General features: G+C 38.2%; 23 protein-coding genes and 1 riboswitch. Of the genes, 16 read left to right on the forward strand and 7 right to left on the reverse strand.

Annotated features, from left to right (window positions below; translation table 11 throughout):
* The first annotated feature begins 143 nt into the window (after nt 1–143).
* The 9 genes from dinG (at nt 144) to LJC66_RS06705 (ending at nt 9,800) form a co-directional block, all read left to right on the forward strand.
* Nucleotides 144–2,945 carry an ATP-dependent DNA helicase DinG gene (gene dinG, locus LJC66_RS06665; RefSeq protein WP_230932088.1) on the forward strand — a complete coding sequence of 934 codons (2,802 nt, stop codon included), beginning with the start codon at nt 144–146 and terminating at the stop codon, nt 2,943–2,945.
* Between the two features lie 89 nt (nt 2,946–3,034).
* Complete coding sequence (locus LJC66_RS06670; protein ID WP_195695013.1) at nt 3,035–3,832, forward strand: ComEC/Rec2 family competence protein; 798 nt, start codon at nt 3,035–3,037, stop codon at nt 3,830–3,832.
* Between the two features lie 188 nt (nt 3,833–4,020).
* Nucleotides 4,021–4,191 (forward strand): YpmA family protein, encoded by a 171-nt coding sequence (locus tag LJC66_RS06675; RefSeq protein ID WP_013056102.1) that lies wholly within the window; start codon nt 4,021–4,023, stop codon nt 4,189–4,191.
* Between the two features lie 11 nt (nt 4,192–4,202).
* Nucleotides 4,203–4,691, forward strand: coding sequence for a cell wall elongation regulator TseB-like domain-containing protein (locus tag LJC66_RS06680; protein ID WP_050690686.1), 489 nt, complete (start codon nt 4,203–4,205; stop codon nt 4,689–4,691).
* A 133-nt stretch (nt 4,692–4,824) separates the two neighbouring features.
* Complete coding sequence (locus LJC66_RS06685; RefSeq protein WP_013082327.1) at nt 4,825–6,009, forward strand: pyridoxal phosphate-dependent aminotransferase; 1,185 nt, start codon at nt 4,825–4,827, stop codon at nt 6,007–6,009.
* Nucleotides 6,010–6,166: 157 nt separating this feature from the next.
* Nucleotides 6,167–7,459, forward strand: coding sequence for an asparagine--tRNA ligase (gene asnS, locus LJC66_RS06690; protein ID WP_028407969.1), 1,293 nt, complete (start codon nt 6,167–6,169; stop codon nt 7,457–7,459).
* Between the two features lie 334 nt (nt 7,460–7,793).
* A complete protein-coding gene (locus LJC66_RS06695; protein ID WP_028407970.1) occupies nt 7,794–8,501 on the forward strand; it encodes a DnaD domain-containing protein in 708 nt (235 codons plus the stop codon).
* A gap of 140 nt (nt 8,502–8,641) precedes the next feature.
* Nucleotides 8,642–9,313, forward strand: coding sequence for an endonuclease III (nth, locus tag LJC66_RS06700; protein ID WP_230932089.1), 672 nt, complete (start codon nt 8,642–8,644; stop codon nt 9,311–9,313).
* Entirely contained in the window at nt 9,300–9,800 is a 501-nt protein-coding gene (locus LJC66_RS06705) for a YpoC family protein (protein WP_230932090.1), read from the forward strand. The genes nth and LJC66_RS06705 overlap by 14 nt, the downstream gene beginning before the upstream one ends.
* Before the next feature lie 35 nt (nt 9,801–9,835).
* Here the strand turns inward: LJC66_RS06705 and LJC66_RS06710 are convergent, their stop codons facing one another.
* On the reverse strand, nt 9,836–12,664 hold the full coding sequence (locus LJC66_RS06710) for a PBP1A family penicillin-binding protein (protein ID WP_230932091.1): 2,829 nt from the start codon (nt 12,662–12,664) through the stop codon (nt 9,836–9,838).
* A gap of 63 nt (nt 12,665–12,727) precedes the next feature.
* Complete coding sequence (recU, locus tag LJC66_RS06715; RefSeq protein WP_014460963.1) at nt 12,728–13,327, reverse strand: Holliday junction resolvase RecU; 600 nt, start codon at nt 13,325–13,327, stop codon at nt 12,728–12,730.
* 73 nt (nt 13,328–13,400) lie between these two features.
* On the opposite strand from recU, the gene LJC66_RS06720 reads away from it, so the two are divergent.
* A complete protein-coding gene (locus LJC66_RS06720) occupies nt 13,401–14,396 on the forward strand; it encodes a DUF2515 family protein (RefSeq protein WP_230932092.1) in 996 nt (331 codons plus the stop codon).
* Nucleotides 14,397–14,407: 11 nt separating this feature from the next.
* Here LJC66_RS06720 and LJC66_RS28015 read toward each other — a convergent pair whose 3' ends face one another.
* Complete coding sequence (locus tag LJC66_RS28015) at nt 14,408–14,509, reverse strand: hypothetical protein (RefSeq protein ID WP_016763465.1); 102 nt, start codon at nt 14,507–14,509, stop codon at nt 14,408–14,410.
* 227 nt (nt 14,510–14,736) lie between these two features.
* On the opposite strand from LJC66_RS28015, the gene LJC66_RS06725 reads away from it, so the two are divergent.
* Complete coding sequence (locus tag LJC66_RS06725; protein ID WP_050690691.1) at nt 14,737–14,991, forward strand: hypothetical protein; 255 nt, start codon at nt 14,737–14,739, stop codon at nt 14,989–14,991.
* 45 nt (nt 14,992–15,036) lie between these two features.
* Complete coding sequence (locus tag LJC66_RS06730; protein WP_013056113.1) at nt 15,037–15,387, forward strand: YppE family protein; 351 nt, start codon at nt 15,037–15,039, stop codon at nt 15,385–15,387.
* A gap of 390 nt (nt 15,388–15,777) precedes the next feature.
* Here the strand turns inward: LJC66_RS06730 and LJC66_RS06735 are convergent, their stop codons facing one another.
* Nucleotides 15,778–15,948: a hypothetical protein gene (locus tag LJC66_RS06735; protein ID WP_013056114.1), complete on the reverse strand. Its 171-nt coding sequence runs from the start codon at nt 15,946–15,948 to the stop codon at nt 15,778–15,780.
* Nucleotides 15,949–16,073: 125 nt separating this feature from the next.
* Nucleotides 16,074–16,268, reverse strand: coding sequence for a YppF family protein (locus tag LJC66_RS06740; protein WP_013056115.1), 195 nt, complete (start codon nt 16,266–16,268; stop codon nt 16,074–16,076).
* 229 nt (nt 16,269–16,497) lie between these two features.
* On the opposite strand from LJC66_RS06740, the gene LJC66_RS06745 reads away from it, so the two are divergent.
* Nucleotides 16,498–16,911, forward strand: coding sequence for a YppG family protein (locus LJC66_RS06745; RefSeq protein WP_013056116.1), 414 nt, complete (start codon nt 16,498–16,500; stop codon nt 16,909–16,911).
* Between the two features lie 31 nt (nt 16,912–16,942).
* Here LJC66_RS06745 and LJC66_RS06750 read toward each other — a convergent pair whose 3' ends face one another.
* Entirely contained in the window at nt 16,943–17,089 is a 147-nt protein-coding gene (locus tag LJC66_RS06750; protein ID WP_195695005.1) for a hypothetical protein, read from the reverse strand.
* 145 nt (nt 17,090–17,234) lie between these two features.
* Nucleotides 17,235–17,711: a CotG/ExsB N-terminal domain-containing protein gene (locus LJC66_RS06755; RefSeq protein WP_230932093.1), complete on the reverse strand. Its 477-nt coding sequence runs from the start codon at nt 17,709–17,711 to the stop codon at nt 17,235–17,237.
* 171 nt (nt 17,712–17,882) lie between these two features.
* Between LJC66_RS06755 and LJC66_RS06760 the strand changes: the two genes are divergently transcribed.
* From LJC66_RS06760 to LJC66_RS06770, 3 genes are all read left to right on the forward strand, one after another.
* Nucleotides 17,883–18,968, forward strand: a complete 1,086-nt coding sequence (locus tag LJC66_RS06760) for a CotH kinase family protein (protein WP_195695003.1) — start codon at nt 17,883–17,885, stop codon at nt 18,966–18,968.
* Between the two features lie 229 nt (nt 18,969–19,197).
* Nucleotides 19,198–20,226, forward strand: a complete 1,029-nt coding sequence (locus LJC66_RS06765; RefSeq protein ID WP_407819228.1) for a spore coat protein — start codon at nt 19,198–19,200, stop codon at nt 20,224–20,226.
* A 69-nt stretch (nt 20,227–20,295) separates the two neighbouring features.
* Nucleotides 20,296–20,958, forward strand: coding sequence for a hypothetical protein (locus tag LJC66_RS06770; protein WP_028407978.1), 663 nt, complete (start codon nt 20,296–20,298; stop codon nt 20,956–20,958).
* Nucleotides 20,959–21,124: 166 nt separating this feature from the next.
* Nucleotides 21,125–21,242, forward strand: a riboswitch (SAM riboswitch).
* The last annotated feature ends 61 nt before the right edge of the window (nt 21,243–21,303 follow it).

A 21,303-nucleotide genomic window follows, 5' to 3' on the forward strand; every position in this document is an offset into this window, starting at 1 on the left:
GTATAAACCTCTATACACACTAAAGTAAAACTTCTATGTATGAAAGCCTCTCTGTTTTTCACGAGAAGGAGTTGCGCTTTTAAAGCATATAGAGCAGGCTTTCACTTTATACTATAAAAAGACAGACTTGCGAGGTGTTGACCGTGAATAAACGCTTTGTTGTGGTAGATCTTGAAACGACGGGACATTCTCCAAAACAAGGAGATAAAATGATTCAATTTGCTGCTGTCATAGTAGAAGACGGCAAAATTGTTGAACGTTTTTCTAGTTTTTTAAATCCTGGTATGGATATTCCGCCTTTTATTACACAACTAACTAACATTCAAAATGATATGGTGAAAGATGCGCCTTTATTTGAAGAAATTTCACCTAAAATTATAGAATTACTAGATGATGCTTATTTTGTTGCACATAATGTGGCATTTGATTTAACTTTTTTACAAGAAGAACTCTATCAGTGCGGAGAGGAGACGCTTTATAATTCAACCGTAGATACCGTCGAACTGGCCCGGATTCTGCTGCCTACAGTTGATGGGTACAAACTTAGCCAATTAGCTGAGTATTTACATATTGAACATGAAAACCCTCATCAAGCAGATAGTGATGCAGAAGTAACGGCACGTATTTTACTGTTACTAATTGAAAAATTAAAGAAGCTGCCTCTAACAACCTTGAAGCAGCTGTATGCGCTAAGCTTGCACTTTAAAAGTGAAATTGGAGAACTGATTCAACAAGTTATAGATGATAAAAGCTATGCCGAGGATGATTCTTATGAATTTATACATGGCATTGCGCTACACAAATATCAGCCGCATTCAGCTAATGAAAAGCAGCACTCTCATACTTATGAAATATTTGAAACTGAAAAGCAAAAGCTGTTCCATCAGGCTCTGCCATTGTTTGAAGAACGAAAAGGGCAGTGGGAGATGATGAACTTTGTACAAGAGTGCTTTGCAGGTAATGAGCATGCTTTAATTGAAGCCGGGACCGGTATTGGGAAAACCTACGCTTACTTAGTCCCCGCCGTGTTTTATGCTTCTGTTCATCATCGCCCAGTTATTATCTCAACTAACACGGTAACGCTTCAGCAGCAAATCATCGAAAAAGATGTGCCTATTCTAGAAAAGATTGTTCCGTTTCCTGTTACAGCAGCTGTTTTAAAAGGAAGAGAACACTACATTAGTATAAGAAAATTTATTCAGCTCTTAAAAGAGCGCAATAATAATTACGATGCGATCCTAACAAAAGCGAAGCTGCTTATCTGGCTGACGGAAACGGAAACGGGCGACAGCGATGAAATAAACTTGCCTTCTGGCGGCAAACTTTTTTGGGAACAGCTAAATGAAAGCAATCCGTCTCCAAGTGACTTTAAGCATCCTTGGAAACTTTATTCTTTTTATGAACGAGCGCAGAACAGAGCGCAAAATGCCCACATAGTAGTGACAAATCATCGCTTGCTGTTGATGGATGTGATGAGTAATCATGAGCTGCTGCCTGAGTATGAACAGATTATTATTGACGAGGCACATCACTTAGAAGACATTGCCGGAGAAGAGCTGGGGGAGCGCTTAGATTATTTTGCGGTTCATGCGCTATTAAACCGAATCGGAACCATTCAAGACAAAGGGCTGTTAAAAAAAGTTCATCATACCTTTGTAAAATATAGCATCGAGCTTAACACTGAACTGCTTCAAAACCTGTTTGTGCAGCTTCATTCTGAGTGCGATGACTTATTTCGTTTGATTCATTCTTTTGTCCAAAAAAGAATCGGCAATCAGCAGGGCGAGATTGGAAGAAGCAGCTATCGATATAAAGTGGAAAAAGAGCATGGGCATTACTGGACGGCTATTCAAGAAGCAGCGTCGCGCATTCGTTTTTTAATTCACGATCTTTTTACATGGAATGATGGGGCAAGACATTCCTTTGACGAACTATATGACAAAGTCACAAAAAATGAACAGTCGTCTCTTCATGAATTTCAAACGGCTGTTAAAGGATTTGAACACATATCTCAGCAAATAGAAAAGCTTCTGTTCAAACAGCAGAGTCATCACGTAACGTGGTTTGAGATTGAACCAAAAGGAGCAGCGAATGCTACGTATATCTATAGTCAGCCTACTTCCATTGCCGATACGCTGGCTGATGAATTTTTCGCTAAGAAACAAAGCGTTATTTTAACATCGGCTACATTGACGGTAAATGGAACATTTGATTATTTAATTCAAGAGCTAGGGTTATATGACTTTCAGCCTGCTCAACTCATTCTCCCTTCCGAGTTTGATTATGAGAAGCAAGCTAAAGTCTATATTCCTCAAGATATGCCTGCTGTTAACGAAGTATCATTATATGAGTATAGCGCTATGATGGCAGAAAGTATTCTTGACGTAGCTAAAGTAACAAATGGTCGTATGCTGGTGCTTTTTACTTCCTATGACATGTTGAAAGCTACGTATGGTTATTTAAAAGAGTTAAACGATCTTGAAGAGTTTGTACTGCTCGGTCAAGGAGTCACAACTAGAAATCGTAATAGACTGCTAAAAGACTTCAGCCAGTTTGAGCATTCTATTCTTTTAGGTACAAACAGCCTGTGGGAAGGAATTGATCTGCCAGGAGATTTATTATCATGTCTCGTAATTGTCAGACTTCCTTTTTCATCGCCTAATCAACCTCTGCTGACAGCTAAATTTGAGCAGATGAAAAAAGAAGGAAAAAGTCCTTTTATGAATTATTCACTTCCTCAGGCCGTTATCCGTTTTAAACAAGGATTTGGACGGTTGATTCGTTCCAAAAGTGACCGAGGAGCTATATTTATTTTTGATAATCGTATTACGCGAACAGCATATGGATACCATTTTCTTCATTCACTTCCAAAAGTCCAGGTTGTGCAAAAAACGTTTTCGAATATCTTACTGGACTACAAAGAATGGTGGAATGAAAAGACTTGAGCATACGCTTAAGTCTTTTTTTTATGCATATAGTTTCTTCACTTGAGAGACGATAGTAATATACTATGATAAGCAAATGAGGACAGTGTATGTTTAAAATATTGCTAAGTGCTGTACTGTTTTTTAGTTTGATGAACTGTTCGGTTTCAGCAGCCGTCATTAAAAACGTAGATTTTGGTTTGCAAGCTGATGAAGTAGTGATTACCTTTCTACCTCTTTCAGCTGGAGAAGCGAGTCTGATTCAAGATGGAAGCGGTGAGACCATTTTGATAAATACCGGCGATACATCTTCCTATCCCGAGCTAAAAAAGTGGTTGAAGCGATATAAAGTGAAAAAAATTAACCAATTAGTGATTACAAAACAGCAAAAGTACTATGATTCAAATGTTCAGCGAGCTGTGAATGATTATCATATAGAGCGTATTATTGTCCCGGCTCAGTACCAGGCGGAATTTCAAACAGAGAAGTGGAAAGAAAATGATTTATTTCAGTTAACAGATAATATACACGTTGATGTCTTGCATGCATCGAAGCAAAAAACAGCGGCTATGGATCTATTATTTACGATCGGAGAACATCGGATTCTATATGCAATGAGCAGCTCAGATGAAGTAGAAGAAAAGTTTTTACGCATTCCTCTTACCCATGTAGATGTATTAAAAATTCCTAATTTTGGAGAGGGAACGTTTTTTTCGAATGCATTTTTGAAGCAATTAGATACACAGCTTGCCGTTATGTTTACGAAACCAGGCCGTTCCTATTCCCCTCGACTGCTTTCAAATTTAACAGCTGAATGGATTGAATTATATGACGTAAGAGAGGGGAGCGCTTACTCTATTAAAATGTCGCTAAAATCCTATGATGTGATGAAATTTTCTGCAAAATAAACAAATTTCCTTTTGCAAAAAGAGGTAAATTCCTTATAATATTATATATGTTTACTTATTTATTCGGTTTTTACGCAAAACGTACAGACGGGATTGATGAGTGAAAAAGATGACGATGGTTTTTGATACCTGTTATAATACGGATATCGTCATTTTTGCGTCGTGATAGACGAGCTAGGAGGTTTACAATGGAAAGTAGGATTGAAGTATTATCAACTGTCCGCGTGGAAAATTCCTCGGATTTATATAAAATTGTTGATAGTTTGAATCGCACGTTGAAAAAGCAAGATTTGATGTTCGGATTAGCGCTAGATGAAGAAGATCAAAGCAAAGCTGTATTTACAATTTATCGTACATAAGTAGGGATTTTATGAAAAAGTTAATTATTGTAGCGGTAGCTGCTGTGCTTTTAATTATCGGGGGCATTTCTTTTAGCATTTATCACTCGTCCGTGAAGGATGTGCAGTCTGCTGAGGAAAAAGCAGCATCTCAAGCAAAAAAAGAATTTAATTTGAAATCTGTCACAAGCACCCAGCCATATTTCGGCAATCATGCATTTTATGTAGTAGAAGGTACAAACCGAAGCAATCAAAAGGTAATTGCTTGGATGCCTAAAAGCAAAAAACAAACAGCAGTTTTAAAGAAAGCAAGCAGCGGGATCACAAAAGAAAAAGCCATTTCCATTGTGAAAAATGATAAAAACCCGCAGGAAATTAAGTCGGTGCGCCTAGGCATTGAAAAGAAAAAGCCGCTGTGGGAAGTAACATATGTGGAGAAAGATAAGAAACATTTAACATACTATTATCTTGATTTCTCTAGCGGTGAATTTATAAAACGATACAGCTTATCTCAATCATAAATCGTTTATACCATATGAAATGCCATATGTGTCATAATATAAGATTTCAGCGCTTTATGAAAATGAAGCCAATTTTTTATCTATAATCAGCCCGCGGGCTGATTATAGCTTTAGTTCATAGGGGGAGATTTTAGTGAAGTTAGCAAAACGTGTATCAGCATTAACGCCATCATCAACATTAGCGATTACAGCAAAAGCGAAAGAATTGAAAGCGGCTGGTCATGATGTGATTGGACTTGGAGCAGGGGAACCTGATTTTAATACGCCGCAGCACATTTTAGAAGCGGCTGTCACAGCAATGAATGATGGTCAGACAAAATATACGCCAGCAGGCGGCCTTGCACCATTAAAAGAAGCGGTAATTGAAAAATTCAAACGCGACCAAGGCCTGACGTATTCACCTTCTGAAATTATTGTTTGTACAGGTGCTAAGCACGCACTGTATACGTTATTTCAAGTTCTGTTAGACGAAGGTGACGAAGTGATTATCCCAACTCCTTACTGGGTAAGTTATCCTGAGCAAGTAAAGTTAGCAGAAGGTACACCAGTATTCGTTGAAGGTTCTGAAAATAACGAATTTAAAATCACACCTGAACAATTAGAAGCGGCTATTACTGCTAAAACCAAAGCTGTTATTATCAATTCACCAAGCAACCCAACAGGTATGATTTACACAAGAGAAGAGCTTCAAGCTTTAGGAGAAGTTTGCTTGAAGCACGATATTTTTATCGTATCAGATGAAATTTATGAAAAGCTTGTATACGGTCAAAATGAACATGTATCGATTGCACAGCTTTCACCAGCGTTAAAAGAAAAAACAATTATCATTAACGGTGTTTCTAAGTCACATTCCATGACGGGCTGGCGCATTGGATATGCAGCTGGTGATGCTACAGTTATTAAAGCGATGACAAACCTAGCGAGTCACAGCACGTCAAATCCAACATCTATTGCTCAATATGCAACAATTGCTGCTTATAACGGCACTCAAGAGCCGGTGGAAATGATGCGACAAGCTTTTGAAGAGCGTCTAAACGTGATTCATGAAAAGCTGATTAACATTCCAGGGTTCTCATGCTTAAAGCCACAGGGTGCTTTCTACTTATTCCCTAACGCAATTGAAGCTGCAAAGTTAACGGGCTTTGATACAGTTGATGCTTGGGTAGAAGCTATTTTAGAAGAAGAGAAGGTAGCCCTAGTTCCTGGATCAGGATTCGGTTCACCTGAAAACGTACGTCTTTCTTATGCTACATCACTAGATTTGCTAGAAAAGGCATTAGAACGAATTCAATCATTCATGACTCGTCACATGAAATAAAAAAGTAACAATAGATAGAAACAAAAGAGCTTTTTAGCACAAATCACACGTGTTAGAAGGCTCTTTTTGTTTGTTACTTGTTATTATGTTTGTCGAAATGTATAATAGGATGGCATACATAATTACGAAATGTAAGTTTTTTGGAGGGATATTAATCGTGAAAATTACGATTTCAGAAGCAAGCAAGCATGTAGGAAAAGAAGTAACAATTGGTGCTTGGTTAGCGAATAAACGTTCAAGTGGTAAAATTGCCTTTTTACAGCTGCGCGATGGATCAGGATTCATGCAAGGGGTAGTTGTAAAAGCTGAAGTAGAAGAAGAAACTTTTAAATTAGCTAAATCTATGACGCAAGAATCATCACTATATGTAACAGGTGTAGTACGTGAAGATGAGCGCTCACCGTTTGGCTATGAGTTAACAGTTACAAGCCTTGAAGTTATTCATGAAGCTGTTGATTATCCAATTACGCCAAAAGAACATGGAACAGAGTTCTTAATGGATAACCGTCATTTATGGCTGCGTTCTAAACGTCAGCATGCTGTTATGAAGGTTCGTAACGAAATTATTCGTGCAACGTATGAATTCTTTAACGAAAACGGGTTTACAAAAGTAGATCCGCCAATCCTAACAGGAAGTGCTCCTGAAGGAACAACAGAATTATTCCACACGAAATATTTTGACGAGGATGCATATCTTTCTCAAAGTGGACAGCTCTATATGGAAGCAGCGGCAATGGCGCTTGGAAAAGTATTTTCATTCGGTCCAACGTTCCGTGCTGAAAAATCTAAAACACGCCGTCATTTAATTGAGTTTTGGATGATTGAACCAGAGATGGCTTTCTACCAATTCGAAGATAACTTGAAAGTACAGGAAGAGTATGTGTCTCATGTCGTACAATCTGTTTTAACAAACTGTAAGTTAGAGTTAAATGTACTAGGCCGTGATACATCTAAGTTAGAACAAATTAAAGCGCCATTCCCTCGTATTTCGTACGATGACGCTCTTAAATTCTTACATGAAAAAGGATTTACAGACATTCAGTGGGGAGATGACTTTGGAGCACCGCATGAAACGGCTATCGCAGAAAGCTATGACAAGCCGGTATTCATTACACACTATCCAACGTCATTAAAACCATTTTATATGCAGCCAGATCCAACAAATGAAGACGTAGTATTATGTGCAGACTTAATCGCACCAGAAGGCTACGGAGAAATCATTGGAGGCTCTGAACGTATTCATGATCAAGAGCTTTTAGCTCAGCGTGTAGAAGAGCATAAATTAGATACTGAAACGTATAAGTGGTATTTAGAGCTTCGTAAGTATGGCTCAGTTCCACATTCAGGATTTGGTTTAGGCCTTGAGCGTACGGTAGCATGGATTAGCGGCGTAGAACACGTTCGTGAAACGATTCCATTCCCACGCTTATTAAACCGTTTATACCCGTAAGGAAGTGAAAAAAGTATTCTGACTCTTGTAGTCAGGATACTTTTTTAGCTTTTTTATGAATCATAAAAAGAAAAGATAAACGAGGCTTTTACTTATATCATAAGGAAACAAAGGCAAACATAGAAAAGAGTCTAACTTAAAAGGGAGTTGCAATTCTCGAAAAAATAAGTTAGTGTAATATTCTTGGAAGGAAGTCATCGTTCGTATATATTTTATATGTGCAGAGCAATGGTACGGTTTCAGCGGAAAGTTTTACATAGAAGCTTTTTAGCTTCGAATAATTATTACTTTGACTATAAACTTCATGATATACTAACTACTGAGGTGTTCGGATATGAAAAAAGAAACGTTAATTGAATGGTTTGAACAAGGCACAGTTTCAATTCCGAAGCTGCTGTTTAATCACTATAGCGATTTGGGAATGAACGAAACGGAATTCATGACGTTAATGCATATTTATGTTTCCATTGAAGGCGGTGAAGGTTTCCCGACACCTAACGAATTGGCGGCAAAAATGAGTATTTCAAGTGCTGTCTGCATGGATACGCTGCGAGCATTAATTCAGCGCGGCTTTTTATCTATTGAGCAAGATCAACAGCAAAACGCCCTTATTTGTGAACGTTATTCATTAAAACCGCTTTGGGAAAAGCTTATTCATCATATGATGCAAGAAACAAGAGAAGTAGAAAAAAACGAAGAAGAACAAGAAGAGCTTAATTTATATACAATGTTTGAAAAAGAGTTCGGCAGAGCATTGTCTCCGTTTGAATGCGAAACGCTAGCGATGTGGATTGATCAAGATCATCATGATCCCATTATTATTAAAGCGGCACTAAGAGAGTCGGTGATGTCTGGAAAATTAAACTTCCGGTATATTGATCGTATTTTATTTGAATGGAAGAAAAATGGTATTCGGACCATTGATCAAGCCCGCAAGCATAGCCAAAAATTTCGTCAAAATCAACAGCCCAAAAAACTATCTTCTGTTAACCCTTCTCAGTCTACATCAGCCATTCCTTTTTTTAATTGGCTAGAGCAATGACAGGATAAAAAGCTGCTTCAAGATCCAAGTAATTGAATCTTGAAGCAGCTTTTTTAAAAGAATACGGACAAGAGTAGCATTTGACAGGAACCCTATTGTAAAATAGGAGGGAACTACCTGTAAGAAGAAGGAGAACTAGTATGTTAACGTTAAAACAAATCAGACAGTGTCTAGATGCTATGGCGGAAATGTTTCCTGACGCTCACTGTGAGTTAAATCATCGGAATCCCTTTGATTTAGTCATTGCTGTAGCGCTATCTGCTCAGTGCACAGATGCTTTAGTCAACCGCGTAACAGCGGAGTTATTCAAGAAATATCAAACGCCTGAAGACTATTTAGCCGTTTCGTTAGAAGAGCTGCAGCAAGATATTAGATCAATCGGCTTATATAGAAATAAAGCTAAAAATATTCAAAAGCTCTGCCGCATGCTCATTGATGAATACGGAGGAGAAGTTCCAACAGATCGTGATGAGCTGACCAATCTTCCAGGAGTAGGGCGTAAGACGGCTAATGTTGTTGTATCCGTAGCTTTTGGAGTACCGTCAATAGCAGTGGATACGCATGTAGAACGTGTAAGTAAACGCCTTGGGATTTGCAGGTGGAAAGATTCCGTTTTGGAAGTAGAAAAAACGCTGATGAGGAAAATTCCGAAAGATGAATGGTCCGTTACGCATCATCGACTTATCTTTTTTGGACGCTATCACTGTAAAGCACAGTCTCCTCAATGTCATGTCTGCCCGCTTCTTGATCTCTGCCGAGAAGGAAAGAAACGAATGAAAGGAAAAGAGAAGAAGACAGATGTTACCGATTGAAGTGCCGTCACATTTCATATGCGAACCATTCTATTCAAAAGAAGATCGGGTTCTTGAAGTAGATAAAAAAAATGGAAGAAATTATTTTGCTTATGATATTTTATACGATGTACATAAAGAAACGAAAACACCTTGGAGGGATGTTCAAAAGAACATACGGCCATTTTTTGAAAAGTGGGAAACTCAAAGGGAAGAACTGTATACGCTTTTTTCTCAGCGAAAAGCAAAAGAAGCAGCCCCTTGTATGAAACAAGCTGCTGCTATGTATATTAGTTTACTGTTTTGGATTAATGGACAGCCCGTTCGGCGTTTAAATCGGCTGCAAGAAGACATAGCGGACCTAACCTATAAGCCTATTAACTGTGCTGAGAGACTTATGTTTTTGCTGCAGCGAGTTTCTTCTTATCAAGCGTATATTCAGCTGACAGAATTATTTAATGAGCTGCGTAAGCAGTATGCAAAAATGCTTATTCTTCACAAGCAATAAAGCCCCTACACGTGTAGGGGCTTTTTACTGCTACGTTAATTTTCAGTTGTTGGCTCTTGCTGCGGTGTAGCAGGTGTTGACGGTGTCGATGGTGTAGCAGGAGTTTGTGGTGTTTGACTTCCTGAGTCACTTCCACCGTTGTCTGCTGGAGGAGGAGTTGTGCCTCCGTTATTATTGTTGTTGTTGTTGCCGCTATTACCATCGTTAGCATTGCCGCTATCATTATTGTTATTATCGGTATTCCCGCTATTGTTACCGCCGCTATTGCTGCCATTATTGCTGTTTTGGTTATCATCCGGCTGAGTAGATGAATCGTCACCTTGATCAGAGCCGTTGTTTTGATCAGTATTGCTATTGTCTTCATTTTGATTATCGTCCGTTGTTCCGTCATCTTCAGGCTTAGTAGAATCATCTTCGGTAGCTTGATTTGATGAATCAGGGACTTTTACAGAAGAACTAGCGCTTTCGCCCGTATTTGTTGTTACGGTGAAACTATACGTTGCGCCTGGTGCTGGGTTGGAAATTGTTTTTCCACCGGCTCCTGCGCCAGATGCGAGTTGTTCAGAACCGTTAGGAGATGACATTGTGACTGTAAAGGTCGTATCACTGGCTGCGTTTGACGCTGACCAGTTAACTGAAATTGCTCCTCCGCTATACGAAGCAGTAATTTTTGGCTTCACATCTTTATTGTCTTTTTTCTCTTTTTTGTCCTCTTTTTTATCTTCTTTCTTTTCTTCTTTTTCTTTCTTCACAAACGTTTGAGATACTTTTGTCGGTGCAGTACCGCGCACAAAGTATTCTTTAGTAATTAAGCTCGAAGGAGTAGAGCCGCTTGGGCGTTTTAAGTCTTTGCCCGTTGGCTTTTCCACGGAACGTTCAACTACGCTGTCCGGCTGCTTGAAACTTCCTTTAGGTTTGCCTTCAGAAATATGAGTAATAACATGCTTAAAGATATTTTTTGCCATGCCTGTTTCATTAGGACTTAAAATATAGCCGTCTTTAGCAGTTTCATAGCCTGTCCATACCGAAATCGTATAGTTTGGCGTAAACCCATTAAACCAAACGTCTTTTTCACCAGCGTCTGGAATGTTGTATCGTTGCTTTTCTGCAGCACTAAAGTTCGAAGTTCCCGTTTTACCCGCAATTTCTAATCCTGGTGTACGAACAGCACGAGCTGTACCATAGGATTCGTTTACAACAGATTTCATCATGTCCGTCATCATAAATGCCGTGTAATCTTGCATTGCGCGTTTTGATTTTGGCGTTAAATCAATTTCTGTTCCATCTGGGAATTTTACCTTTGTCACTGTATGCGGTGCATTGTACATACCTTCATTTGCAAAAGCACTATAGGCTCCAGCCATTTGTAGAGGTGTAACACCTGTACGGAAGCCTCCGATAGAATAAGCCTCAGAGTAAGCTTCGCCGTCTTCTTTATCTAATTTTAGCCCAAGGCCCGTAGCAAACTCTTTAGCTTTGTCTGCACCGGTTGCTTGAAACGCTTTTAAAGCAGGGATGTTCAGTGAGCGTCCTAAAGCTTCACGCGCTGAAACCCATCCTTTATAATTGCGTCCAAAGTTTCGGATTGGCGTGCCGTCTGAATAATGATATTCTTCATCTTTTATCGGTTGTCCAGTGGACCACTTTAAGTTTTCAATCGCTGGACCGTAATCTAAGATCGGCTTAATTGTTGAGCCTGGCTGACGTCTCATATTTGTTGCAAAGTTTAAGCCGCCTGATACGCGATTACGTCCGCCCCCAATTGCTTGAATACCGCCTGTTTCATTATCTACAACGACAAGACCTGCTTGGAATTTATCGTTCGGGAAGTTGACTACTTTGTTATTCATCACATCATCCACATAGTCCTGAGCATTAGTGTCAAGCGTTGTATAAATTTCTAAACCCGCAGAAAATGGATCCGCGTCTGTTTTCTTTTTTACTTCTTCGATTACTTGGTCAATAAATACATCGTACTTAGATGTTGATTCAGTTTGTTTAGCTAAGTGAGCCTGTACATCTACTTGTTTTGCTTTGTCGGCCTCGGCTTGTGTAATGAAGCCGTTTTTAGCCATTAAGTTTAATACTGTGTTACGGCGTTTAGTAGCATTCTCTGGGTTTGTAACTGGGTTATAAGTAGTTGGCGCTTTTGGTAAGCCTGCCAACATAGCAGCTTCATCGAGAGTTAAATCTTTTACGCTTTTAACTCCGTAAAATTTCTCAGCTGCTCGTTCAATACCGTATACTTCACCTGATGCGAAATATATTTTGTTTAAATACATTTCAAGAATTTGTTGCTTCGAATATTTACGCTCAAGCTGGTAAGCTAACCACATTTCTTGTACTTTACGTTTAACCGTCTTCTTTGGTGATAAGAACGAATTCTTTACCACTTGCTGAGTAATCGTACTACCGCCCTCAGCACCGAAACCGTTTTTAAAGTTCGCCATTAATGCTCCGCCAATTCGGTAAAAGTCGACGCCGTGATGTTTATAAAAACGAACGTCTTCCGTAGCGATAAATGCGTTTTTGACGACTTGGGGGATTTCATCGTATTGCACATATGTACGTTTTTGAGCTCCAATTTCTTTTACAACTGTCTTTCCATCGTTTGCATATACTTTAGATGAAAAAGAGTTTTTTAATACCGAGTCATCAACTTTTGGAGCATCGCTTATCATAGCAAAAAAAGTTCCCACTCCGGCAATGAGCCCGATGATTCCTATCAGTAAAACTGCGGCAACAATTTTACGAAATAGGCCTCCTTTTTTCTTCTTTTTCGGTTTTCCTTGAGATTTACCTTCTGGTTTGTTGTCATTCATAGCTCTTCGTCGTTCTTCACGAGAGCGATAATTATCTGACATAAAAACTCCTACCTTTCAACGCATTGTAAGAGAATGATTTCCGTAAACATATATATCATACTCTTAAAAGTATAATTTATCTATAGTTTTTATGTAATCGATTCTCGGATGGTAACCAAGTTCGATGAAATGTCCTTTTTTTTCAATATCTGCCTTAGGGATTGATTTTCGTCCATCTTTTTTCATGGCATCCCAATAAGGAAAAAGGAACTGTGCTTCGAACAAGTATATTTCTTGTAAAGTAGAGAACATTAATATAACGAAACAAATCCCGTTTTGTTTCACAATTTGCTTCATATGTTCAATTTGATGTTCATGAAAATTACGCAGCGGAAATGAGGTTTTATTTCTCGTTTCTTTTGCTTCAAAGTCAAGGTGTTTTCCTTTATAGACTCCATTATAGTCTGTAGTAGAAGCCTGTTTAAAATAAGCTTCTTTGATAACAGCGGCACTTCTCTTCGGGTAGTCTACTTTTACAATTTGAACAGGGGTTGGTTTTTTGTGAACAATGGCTATTCCTTTTGAAACATAGTATTCGTTTGTTTCGTTTAAATCGTCCTCCAGCGTCATACCACGATTGCTATAGCTAGCTTCTAGCTTTTTAGGGGAAGGACTGCTGGTATTCAATGGCTTATAGGCCTTTCCGTTAGGATAGCGAATCATAACCATCACTCCTTTAATGTAAATCTATTAAACAAACAAATTCTATTATACCAAATCCTACAAATAAAAATAGATGAAAGAAGATGAAGAGATGTCACTCAATAGTTCGGAACAAGCGCTGTTGACGGCGATTGAAAAAACCACAGACAAGCTGAATATTGATAATATATCAAGAACCCAGGCTTATGCAACTTTTTATCATAGATATCCTGAAGTAAAGTGGGCATTTCTCGCAAGTATGGTATCACGAAACGCGGGATGGAATATGTGTGATTTGCAAGGGAAAAACATGAAAAAAGCGTTATCAAAGCAAACGCGCGATTTATTATTTTTGACGTATGAAAGAGCCAATTGGCTTATTTTTAAAGATGCCTTCCCGCAATTACTATTGTATGCTGTTTCGCGTAAAAAACATGTCTCTTACGTTCATTTACTTCCCTATTTAAATGTTTCATCTTTTATCGAAGAGAAGTGGAGACAATTTATGCAGAGACCTTGTGAACTGCAGCTTATTCATGCGTTAATTGTGAATGAGCAGCATGTTATTCAACAGCCCGTTATTGAACAGCCTTTTTATCAAGATAGAGTGTTTAAAAGTACGCTGTTTCTTTTTCAAGATGTATTCCACTTTAGTTCCGTCCTTTTTCCTACTACAAAAGGGGAATTATACGGTTGTTCTGTTCATGATTTTACAAAAATAAATAATCGGATTGATTTAGGGAAGAAATTAGCGGCTTTATTATTTCATGAAAAGTATTATCCCTTGTTTTATGAATTTTCTTTGAAAACAATGCATACGGGTTCGAGATACGACTATGAGCAGTATTTTGTGAATGAAACCAGTTGCCGTACACCTGCTCTTCGAATGGTGTATCCGCCTATTAGACATCATGAAAAGAAGAGAGAAGAGTGGTTTTTAACGAAAAAAGAGGAACGAAAGCTCATGAAAAAGCCGTCTTTTCCAAAGAAAGTTCATTTTACAAAGTGGTATCTTCAAAAGCAAAAGCAGCTGTATATATTAATGAAAGTAGCGCAAGTATTTAATGTAAATAAAAACGGTCACAAGTGACCGTTTTGTTCTTAAGTAGAAGGCTGGTTAGGACCGTTTAACTTTTTAGGATCACCGTAGGTTTTTGTTTCAGGCTTATTTTTAGGCTGTGATTTTTGCTGTTTGTTGGCCATATCTAGGCACCTCCTATCATGTTGTAATAAACGTTCAGCAGCGGAATGTATCTGCTTAGCTGAAATGTCTATACTAGTGTTTTCAATATGCTCACTTTCGATTCACCATAAATGAAAATGTCGAAAACATCTTTCTTTGACGAATAGAAACTAGTTTTGTCATGTGTGAAGGGACAATGAAGAAAAGAGAGAATACGTTATGCAAAGGAAAATTTGGAGGGATGGCGATGAAACAAAGTATGGTTAAAACAAGCGAAATGATAACTTTATTAGATAGCTTACTAGAGCAAGTAGATTTAGTCGATAAAACGATGTCTACATCTATAAATGAAGCATTTACACATTGTGAAGAAACATATATGGAACAAGTTCATCGCATTGACCAATCACTGCAAGAAATTGAAGTAGCTGTGTATGAAAGCATGCCTTCCGAAACAGAATGGAATAGAAGCCGAAGAGAAATGGTTCTTCATACAGTATAAAGACTGTTTATGTTACAATAGTCATCGTAGAGGTGACGAATAACGATGAATGAAGATGTGAAAAAAAGTACGGAGATCATGTTTCAATATAATGAAGTAGCTGTAGAGCGATTAGCGTCTATTCAACAGGAAGAAAATTATGAAGTGAAATTTTTTGAAGAAGTAAAGCCTTATGGAGATATTTTCTTCAAAGAACTTGATGAATGGGCTAGTCTCGTAACGGAATGGCTGAAGAAAGAGCGACCAAAATATATTCATGTTAATCAAGTAGAGACGTTAAAAGAAAATTTACAAAACGTTGTACTACAGTCATTTTATCCCGAGACGCGAGAAAAGCGATTTAAAAAGATGTATCACTCAAATAAGTATGTGCTCGAGTCGATATTGAATAATTAATCCCGGCCTTCCGTTAAGATCTACAAGGTGGGGATTTTCTATGTGTGAGATTGTGACAAAAGTATTTTACACGAATTAAAAAACGAACTATCGATCAAAATTTTTGATTCGTAGTTCGTTTTTTTGATAAGAGGCATAGGTTTCATTTGTTTTGTTCTTTCTAGCAGTTGATTGGAGGGCAAGGCGAAGACTCCTGCGGGAAAAGCGGAACAGATGAGACCCCGCATAGCGAAAGCGGCGAGGAGGCTCAGCGGCCGCAGAAAACGAAGCCTTGCACGGAGATCAACTGCGGTGTCATAAGCGGTTCAGCTCATGTATCCCATTTGTTCGTCTCTAGATTGAAATCATTTTGTTACGTCCCAGCCTCTTTTTATCATATCAATTAAAAAGTTAATCAAAATCTTTTTGAGATTGGATAGAAACAGCTGGGTGATCTTGTGAAGCGACTGTATCGATATGATAATCAACTTTTTCAGTATGTTTAGAAGCAACGGCGTTATTTGTTTTAGTTACTGCACTTTGTCCTTGCTTTTTATGATCAAAATGTTTTCCGCGACTCATGAGATAGACCTCCTTTATTGAATACTACGTTAAAGCTTTTATAGTATAAACAAGTCAAAAAAGAAGTATGTGTCCACTTTACAGGAAACAAAGAAACCACCGATTTCTCGGTGGTAGTAAAAAAATTAATCGTCTTGTGCACTAAAATCGGGCTTAGTAGCTCCAATTTGTTCGAGTTCACGTACAGCGGCTTTGTAATTCATAGGAGTTAAAAAACCTTTTAAATACTGCTGCTGAGCAAAATCGAGTAATTCATTACTTGACTGCGGCTCATACTGTTTCACCGCAATAAAAGCTTCTTGAAGTTCGTTCACATACATGTAAATTCCCTCCTAATCCCCGTTTGTGCCACTACGTATTGTAGTATCACTTGTTCTTATCGTACCATATATTTAAATAATCTCGTTTTTTTGAAAAATTTAAACTTTCGACAGAAACCTACATATTTTTGAATGTGTTTTCCAAAAGTACAAGTAGACGAACGTCACCTCTTATTTCTGCATACATACTATATATTATGTAATATTAAAAAGGAGGTATTGATTTTGCATGTATACAAGTAAGCATTATCCGTATTATGAGCAACATCAACCAGAACGTTTTGATTTAAGTCAGGTACATCCATTTCCGCAGTATCATCAGCAGCCATGGACGGAAGCTTATATGCCGCAACATCCGTACGCTCAGCAACAAATGCCTTTTGGTCCTCAGCAAATTCCCTATATGAACGGAATGTACCAGCAGCCCATGTACAATAATGCAGGTGCGCCTTTTAATCCATATCCTAAAGCTCAGCAACAAAAGCCTCAGCCTTCTCAATTTCAGTCATTAATGTCTCAGTTTAAATCGAGTGATGGCAATTACGATATGAACAAGATGATGAATACTGCGGGGCAGATGATGGGAGCCATGAACCAATTAACGTCCCTAGTAAAAGGGTTTTCCGGGATTTTCAAAGTATAAGGACTAGAAGGTATTTTCTAGTCCCTGCTTATTATTTCTTCTTTTGATTTTTAAAATAGGTTTCTCCAAGAAGTGTAAATACTTCATTGTAAGTTAATCCAGACTGAGCATTTAAACGTTTGACTTCTTCGATATCTGTTGTTGATGAAGTTGAAATTTGATGCTTGCTTTTTTTCATAAAACATCTCCTTCTCTATGTAAAATGAAGAACATCCCATCTTAGTATATTTCCCAATGTCCTCCTTTTATAAGTGGAAAAAAACGCCGAAGACACTCATGGTTCTTCGGCTTTTTTTTTGCAATAAAGATGAGTATTTAAAAAATTAAGAACGGCGAGAACGACGAGAGCGGCGAGAAGAACGACGAGAGCGGCGAGAAGAACGACGAGAGCGGCGAGAAGAACGACGAGAGCCGCGAGTAGAACGGCGAGAGCGGCGAGAAGAACGACGTGAACGGCGAGTAGAACGGCGAGAGCGGCGAGAAGAACGACGAGAGCGGCGAGAAGAACGACGTGAACGGCGAGTAGAACGGCGAGAGCGGCGAGAAGAACGACGAGAGCGGCGAGTAGAACGACGAGAGCGGCGAGAAGAACGATGAGAGCGACGAGTAGAACGGCGAGAAGAACGATGAGAGCGGCGAGAAGAACGACGAGAGCCGCGAGTGCTGCGGCCAGTGCTACGAGAAGAGCGACGCGGCTTTGTTAGTGGACCGGCAGTTGGCTCTTGAAACATAAAAGATTTCAGTTCTGTACATTCTAGGGCTTCAGCAGCCTCTTTAATTTTTTCAGGTGTAATATGCAATACAAAAACCTCCTTGTCAATTGGACTAGGTCTTGCATTAATAGAATACGCGCTGATGCTTGTCCTTGATATGAGTCAAAAGTGGAGTTTGCGCAAATAGTTGATGAGGTGGGGTATCATGGAGAATTTACCCTTCATATACTTTAATAATTGAAGAAAGGTGGTCGAATAATGAAGCAAAAAGAAATCCCTCAATACGCTCTGTTTGTGAATGTAAAAGATTTAAAGGAAATACAAAGAGATATTTGGTCAGAAGAAGCGGTTCAGGCAACGATGAAGTTTAACAAAAAACGCTACGATATTGATTTGCTGCTAAGAGGCTCCCACATTCGGAAGATGAAAAAAAAGTCATATTATATTGAATTTTATTCTCCAAAAATATTTCAGCGAGCCAAAGAAATACACCTAAACGCCGAATACAAAGATCCATCGCTTATGCGCAACAAATTGTCCCTCGATTTTTTCTCCTCTTTAGACGTTTTATCTCCTCATTCTCAGTTTGTCACCCTTAAGATTAATGGGAAAAATGAAGGAATATATCTTCAGCTCGAATCGGTAGATGAACTATTTTTGAAAAAAAGAAATTTAGCGGATGGATCCATATTTTATGCAGTGGACGGAGATGCTAATTTTTCTTTGATGAGCGATTTGGATAAAAGGCCGAAAACAACTTTGTTATCTGGATATGAAGATAAAGCAGTGAAAGAAGGGGATGAGGAAAAATTAGAAAAGTTTATATTTAATCTTAATACGTGGACAAATACGGAATTCGAACAGAATATTGAGAAGTATCTGAACGTCGACCGCTACTTATCTTGGTTAGTCGGTATTATTTGTATGCAGAATTACGACGGTTTTGTCCATAACTATGCCCTCTATCTAAATCATGAAAGCGGGCGCTTTGAACTAATTCCATGGGATTATGATGCAACTTGGGGAAGAGATGTAAATGGAAAAGTAATGGAAGGAGACTATGTCCGCGCACAAGGATTTAATACGCTTACAGCTCGCTTACTGGCGGTGAACAGCATTAAAAAGCGATATATTCAAAAAATGAACAATGTTCTAAATAATCAATTTACAATAGAATACATGAAACCAATCATTTATCAACTGCATGAGTATATTGCTCCTTATGTATTAAAAGATCCTTACGTAAAAGATAACTTGGAGCAATTTTATAAAGAACCCGAATTTATGCTGTCTTTTATAAAAGAACGAACAGCGTATATTGAAAATAACCTTTTGACTCTTTAAAAAGAGATAGATTTATAGGAAATTTATAGGCAACAGTGGATTTTGTTAATAATAGGCAAATGCAGGAAATCAATAGCTGTACATGATACGTATATATACAGTATGAATGACCAATAAGGATAACTAATAAGGAGGAAAAACAATGAGTAACTATTACTATGGCCAAGAACAAGGGCAAAATCAAAATCCGCGCCAAAAATCAAGCGAAAAACGCAGCCAAAATATACAAATGCCTGATAAAGGCTATTCTTCTCACTTCAAACCCCTAAAAGGAAGAGTGGTGACCGTTTATCGTGGAGGACCTGAATCTAAAACAGGTTATTTGGTTGACGTGCAATCAGATTATTTAATCTTAGCAGTGGAAAGCAACAATAACAATAATAACAATAATGGTGAAAATGACAACCAAAACAATCAAAACAACCAAAATAATAATCAACAAGAATATACACTTGTATATTATCACTTAGCGCATGTAAAAAGTATCACTGAAGATACTATGTCAAATTCGGCACAAACGTTTACTGGAATTAGCGCAGAATTAGAATTATATCGAGGGAAAACTTTTGCTACAACTTTATCATTGATGAAAACTAAATATGTGCAGGTTAACCAAGGTGGACCGGAGAAAAAAGCAGGTCAGCTTCTTGATGTCTTAGGTTCATTTGAATCTGCTTATATAGTACTACTCACAGAAGACGACGGTGTCATCTATATTAATACTGAACACGTTAAGAGTGTGAGTGAATATCAAAACAACGATGGAGATCAAACTAATCAATCTGCAAATGAACTCTTAGTGAGCCAAGAACCAGAATATATGAAATCCAAAAGCTTTAACGATCTTTTTGCCCACCTTTCTCATAAATGGGTATCAATCAATAATGGAGGACCTGAAGCTGTAGAGGGCGTGTTAGTACAAAGCCGAAATGGTACATTTACACTTGTGCAGAATAATCAAGTATTACGCTTACAGCCAAGACACGTTAAAACCATTTGTGTAGGAGCAAAAGGGGCTTTTAAACAAAACGATAACAATCAAAATAATGAAGAAACAGAAGAAAATGGAGAGACTGAAGCTGCAAAGTCTACAGAAGAACGTACAGGAAGCCGTACGGGAGAACGTACAGGTGGACGTACAGGACGCCGCACGGGTGGACGCACAGACGATCGTTCTCGAGGACGCCGCACGGGTTCACGCTCTTCAACACCGGCTGAGAAAGTTATTAAAACGAAAAATTATCGTTGGAAAGCATGATGAAATGGAACATAAAAGGTGCTTATAAAGCACCTTTTCTATCATATGGGAAAAAGGAGGAGAATGAGAATGAGTATGAATCATTATATCAATAAAATTGTGGAGTTAGATATTTCAGGTAAAACGACATTTGTTGGCAGACTTATTGATCTTGGATTAGATATTATGGTTTTGTATAATGGACATGATTATTTGTATATTCCTCTTTTACACATGCATGGTTTGCGGGAAGTATCTGAAGAAGACTATACGGTTTTACGTGAAATAGAAGAGAACTTAATAGAAGAAAGTCAGCGAATTTCTTACCGTAATATTTTACAGCAGGCAAAAGGGAAATTTATTGAAATTTATGTAACGGGAGGGAAATCATTGCATGGCTATATTACAAGCGTGCTGAATGATTATCTCGTGTTTTATTCTCCAGTGTATAAAAATGTCTTTGTTTCTCTGCATCATTTGAAATGGCTTACCCCTTACAGCAATGAGTTAACCCCTTATTCTTTAAGTGACAAAGAGCTCCCAGTAAGACCTGCCTCTGCACCTTTTGTCAGAAACTTTGAAGAGCAGCTTAAAAAATATGAAAATCAGCTGGTCGTATTAGATTTAGGGGATCAATCAGAAAAAATTGGCGTACTTAAAGAAGTTTCTAATAATATTGTTGAACTAATTACGGCAAATGGAGAAAGTATGTATTGGAAGTTAGCTCACGTGAAATCTGTGCACTTGCCTTAGAAAAAGAGACCTCGCTTTCGTCTCTTTTTTTATGTGCTTATCAGGACAAGTATATTGAATAAACAAATGAGATGATTTAAATTTTTTAGAAAATTATGTTGACAATAAAGAAAATCTTTATTAAAGTTATTAACAACAAACGTTAACCACCAACAATTATATAGAACTCTTATCAAGAGTGGCGGAGGGACTGGCCCTGCGATGCCCGGCAACCATCAAATGAAACATTCATTTGAACGGTGCTAATTCCTGTGGAACATCAGTATTGTTCTAACAGATGAGAGAAATCGTGTATAAACGAACACTCTTCCATCTGTGAAGAGTGTTTTTTATTTTGAGTTAAGG

The organism is Priestia sp. TSO9 (assembly GCF_021029645.1).
Classification (GTDB): domain Bacteria; phylum Bacillota; class Bacilli; order Bacillales; family Bacillaceae_H; genus Priestia; species Priestia megaterium_E.

What these genes read in the sequence shown, in the direction of transcription:
- LJC66_RS06670 (WP_195695013.1), top strand. Translation starts at nt 3,035, where the DNA reads ATGTTTAAAATATTGCTAAGTGCTGTACTGTTTTTTAGTTTGATGAAC.
- LJC66_RS06675 (WP_013056102.1), top strand. Translation starts at nt 4,021, where the DNA reads ATGGAAAGTAGGATTGAAGTATTATCAACTGTCCGCGTGGAAAATTCC.
- LJC66_RS06680 (WP_050690686.1), top strand. Translation starts at nt 4,203, where the DNA reads ATGAAAAAGTTAATTATTGTAGCGGTAGCTGCTGTGCTTTTAATTATC.
- LJC66_RS06695 (WP_028407970.1), top strand. Translation starts at nt 7,794, where the DNA reads ATGAAAAAAGAAACGTTAATTGAATGGTTTGAACAAGGCACAGTTTCA.
- nth (WP_230932089.1), top strand. Translation starts at nt 8,642, where the DNA reads ATGTTAACGTTAAAACAAATCAGACAGTGTCTAGATGCTATGGCGGAA.
- LJC66_RS06705 (WP_230932090.1), top strand. Translation starts at nt 9,300, where the DNA reads ATGTTACCGATTGAAGTGCCGTCACATTTCATATGCGAACCATTCTAT.
- LJC66_RS06710 (WP_230932091.1), bottom strand. Translation starts at nt 12,664, where the DNA reads ATGTCAGATAATTATCGCTCTCGTGAAGAACGACGAAGAGCTATGAAT.
- recU (WP_014460963.1), bottom strand. Translation starts at nt 13,327, where the DNA reads ATGATTCGCTATCCTAACGGAAAGGCCTATAAGCCATTGAATACCAGC.
- LJC66_RS06720 (WP_230932092.1), top strand. Translation starts at nt 13,401, where the DNA reads ATGAAAGAAGATGAAGAGATGTCACTCAATAGTTCGGAACAAGCGCTG.
- LJC66_RS28015 (WP_016763465.1), bottom strand. Translation starts at nt 14,509, where the DNA reads ATGGCCAACAAACAGCAAAAATCACAGCCTAAAAATAAGCCTGAAACA.
- LJC66_RS06725 (WP_050690691.1), top strand. Translation starts at nt 14,737, where the DNA reads ATGAAACAAAGTATGGTTAAAACAAGCGAAATGATAACTTTATTAGAT.
- LJC66_RS06730 (WP_013056113.1), top strand. Translation starts at nt 15,037, where the DNA reads ATGAATGAAGATGTGAAAAAAAGTACGGAGATCATGTTTCAATATAAT.
- LJC66_RS06735 (WP_013056114.1), bottom strand. Translation starts at nt 15,948, where the DNA reads ATGAGTCGCGGAAAACATTTTGATCATAAAAAGCAAGGACAAAGTGCA.
- LJC66_RS06740 (WP_013056115.1), bottom strand. Translation starts at nt 16,268, where the DNA reads ATGTATGTGAACGAACTTCAAGAAGCTTTTATTGCGGTGAAACAGTAT.
- LJC66_RS06745 (WP_013056116.1), top strand. Translation starts at nt 16,498, where the DNA reads ATGTATACAAGTAAGCATTATCCGTATTATGAGCAACATCAACCAGAA.
- LJC66_RS06750 (WP_195695005.1), bottom strand. Translation starts at nt 17,089, where the DNA reads ATGAAAAAAAGCAAGCATCAAATTTCAACTTCATCAACAACAGATATC.
- LJC66_RS06760 (WP_195695003.1), top strand. Translation starts at nt 17,883, where the DNA reads ATGAAGCAAAAAGAAATCCCTCAATACGCTCTGTTTGTGAATGTAAAA.
- LJC66_RS06765 (WP_407819228.1), top strand. Translation starts at nt 19,198, where the DNA reads ATGCCTGATAAAGGCTATTCTTCTCACTTCAAACCCCTAAAAGGAAGA.
- LJC66_RS06770 (WP_028407978.1), top strand. Translation starts at nt 20,296, where the DNA reads ATGAGTATGAATCATTATATCAATAAAATTGTGGAGTTAGATATTTCA.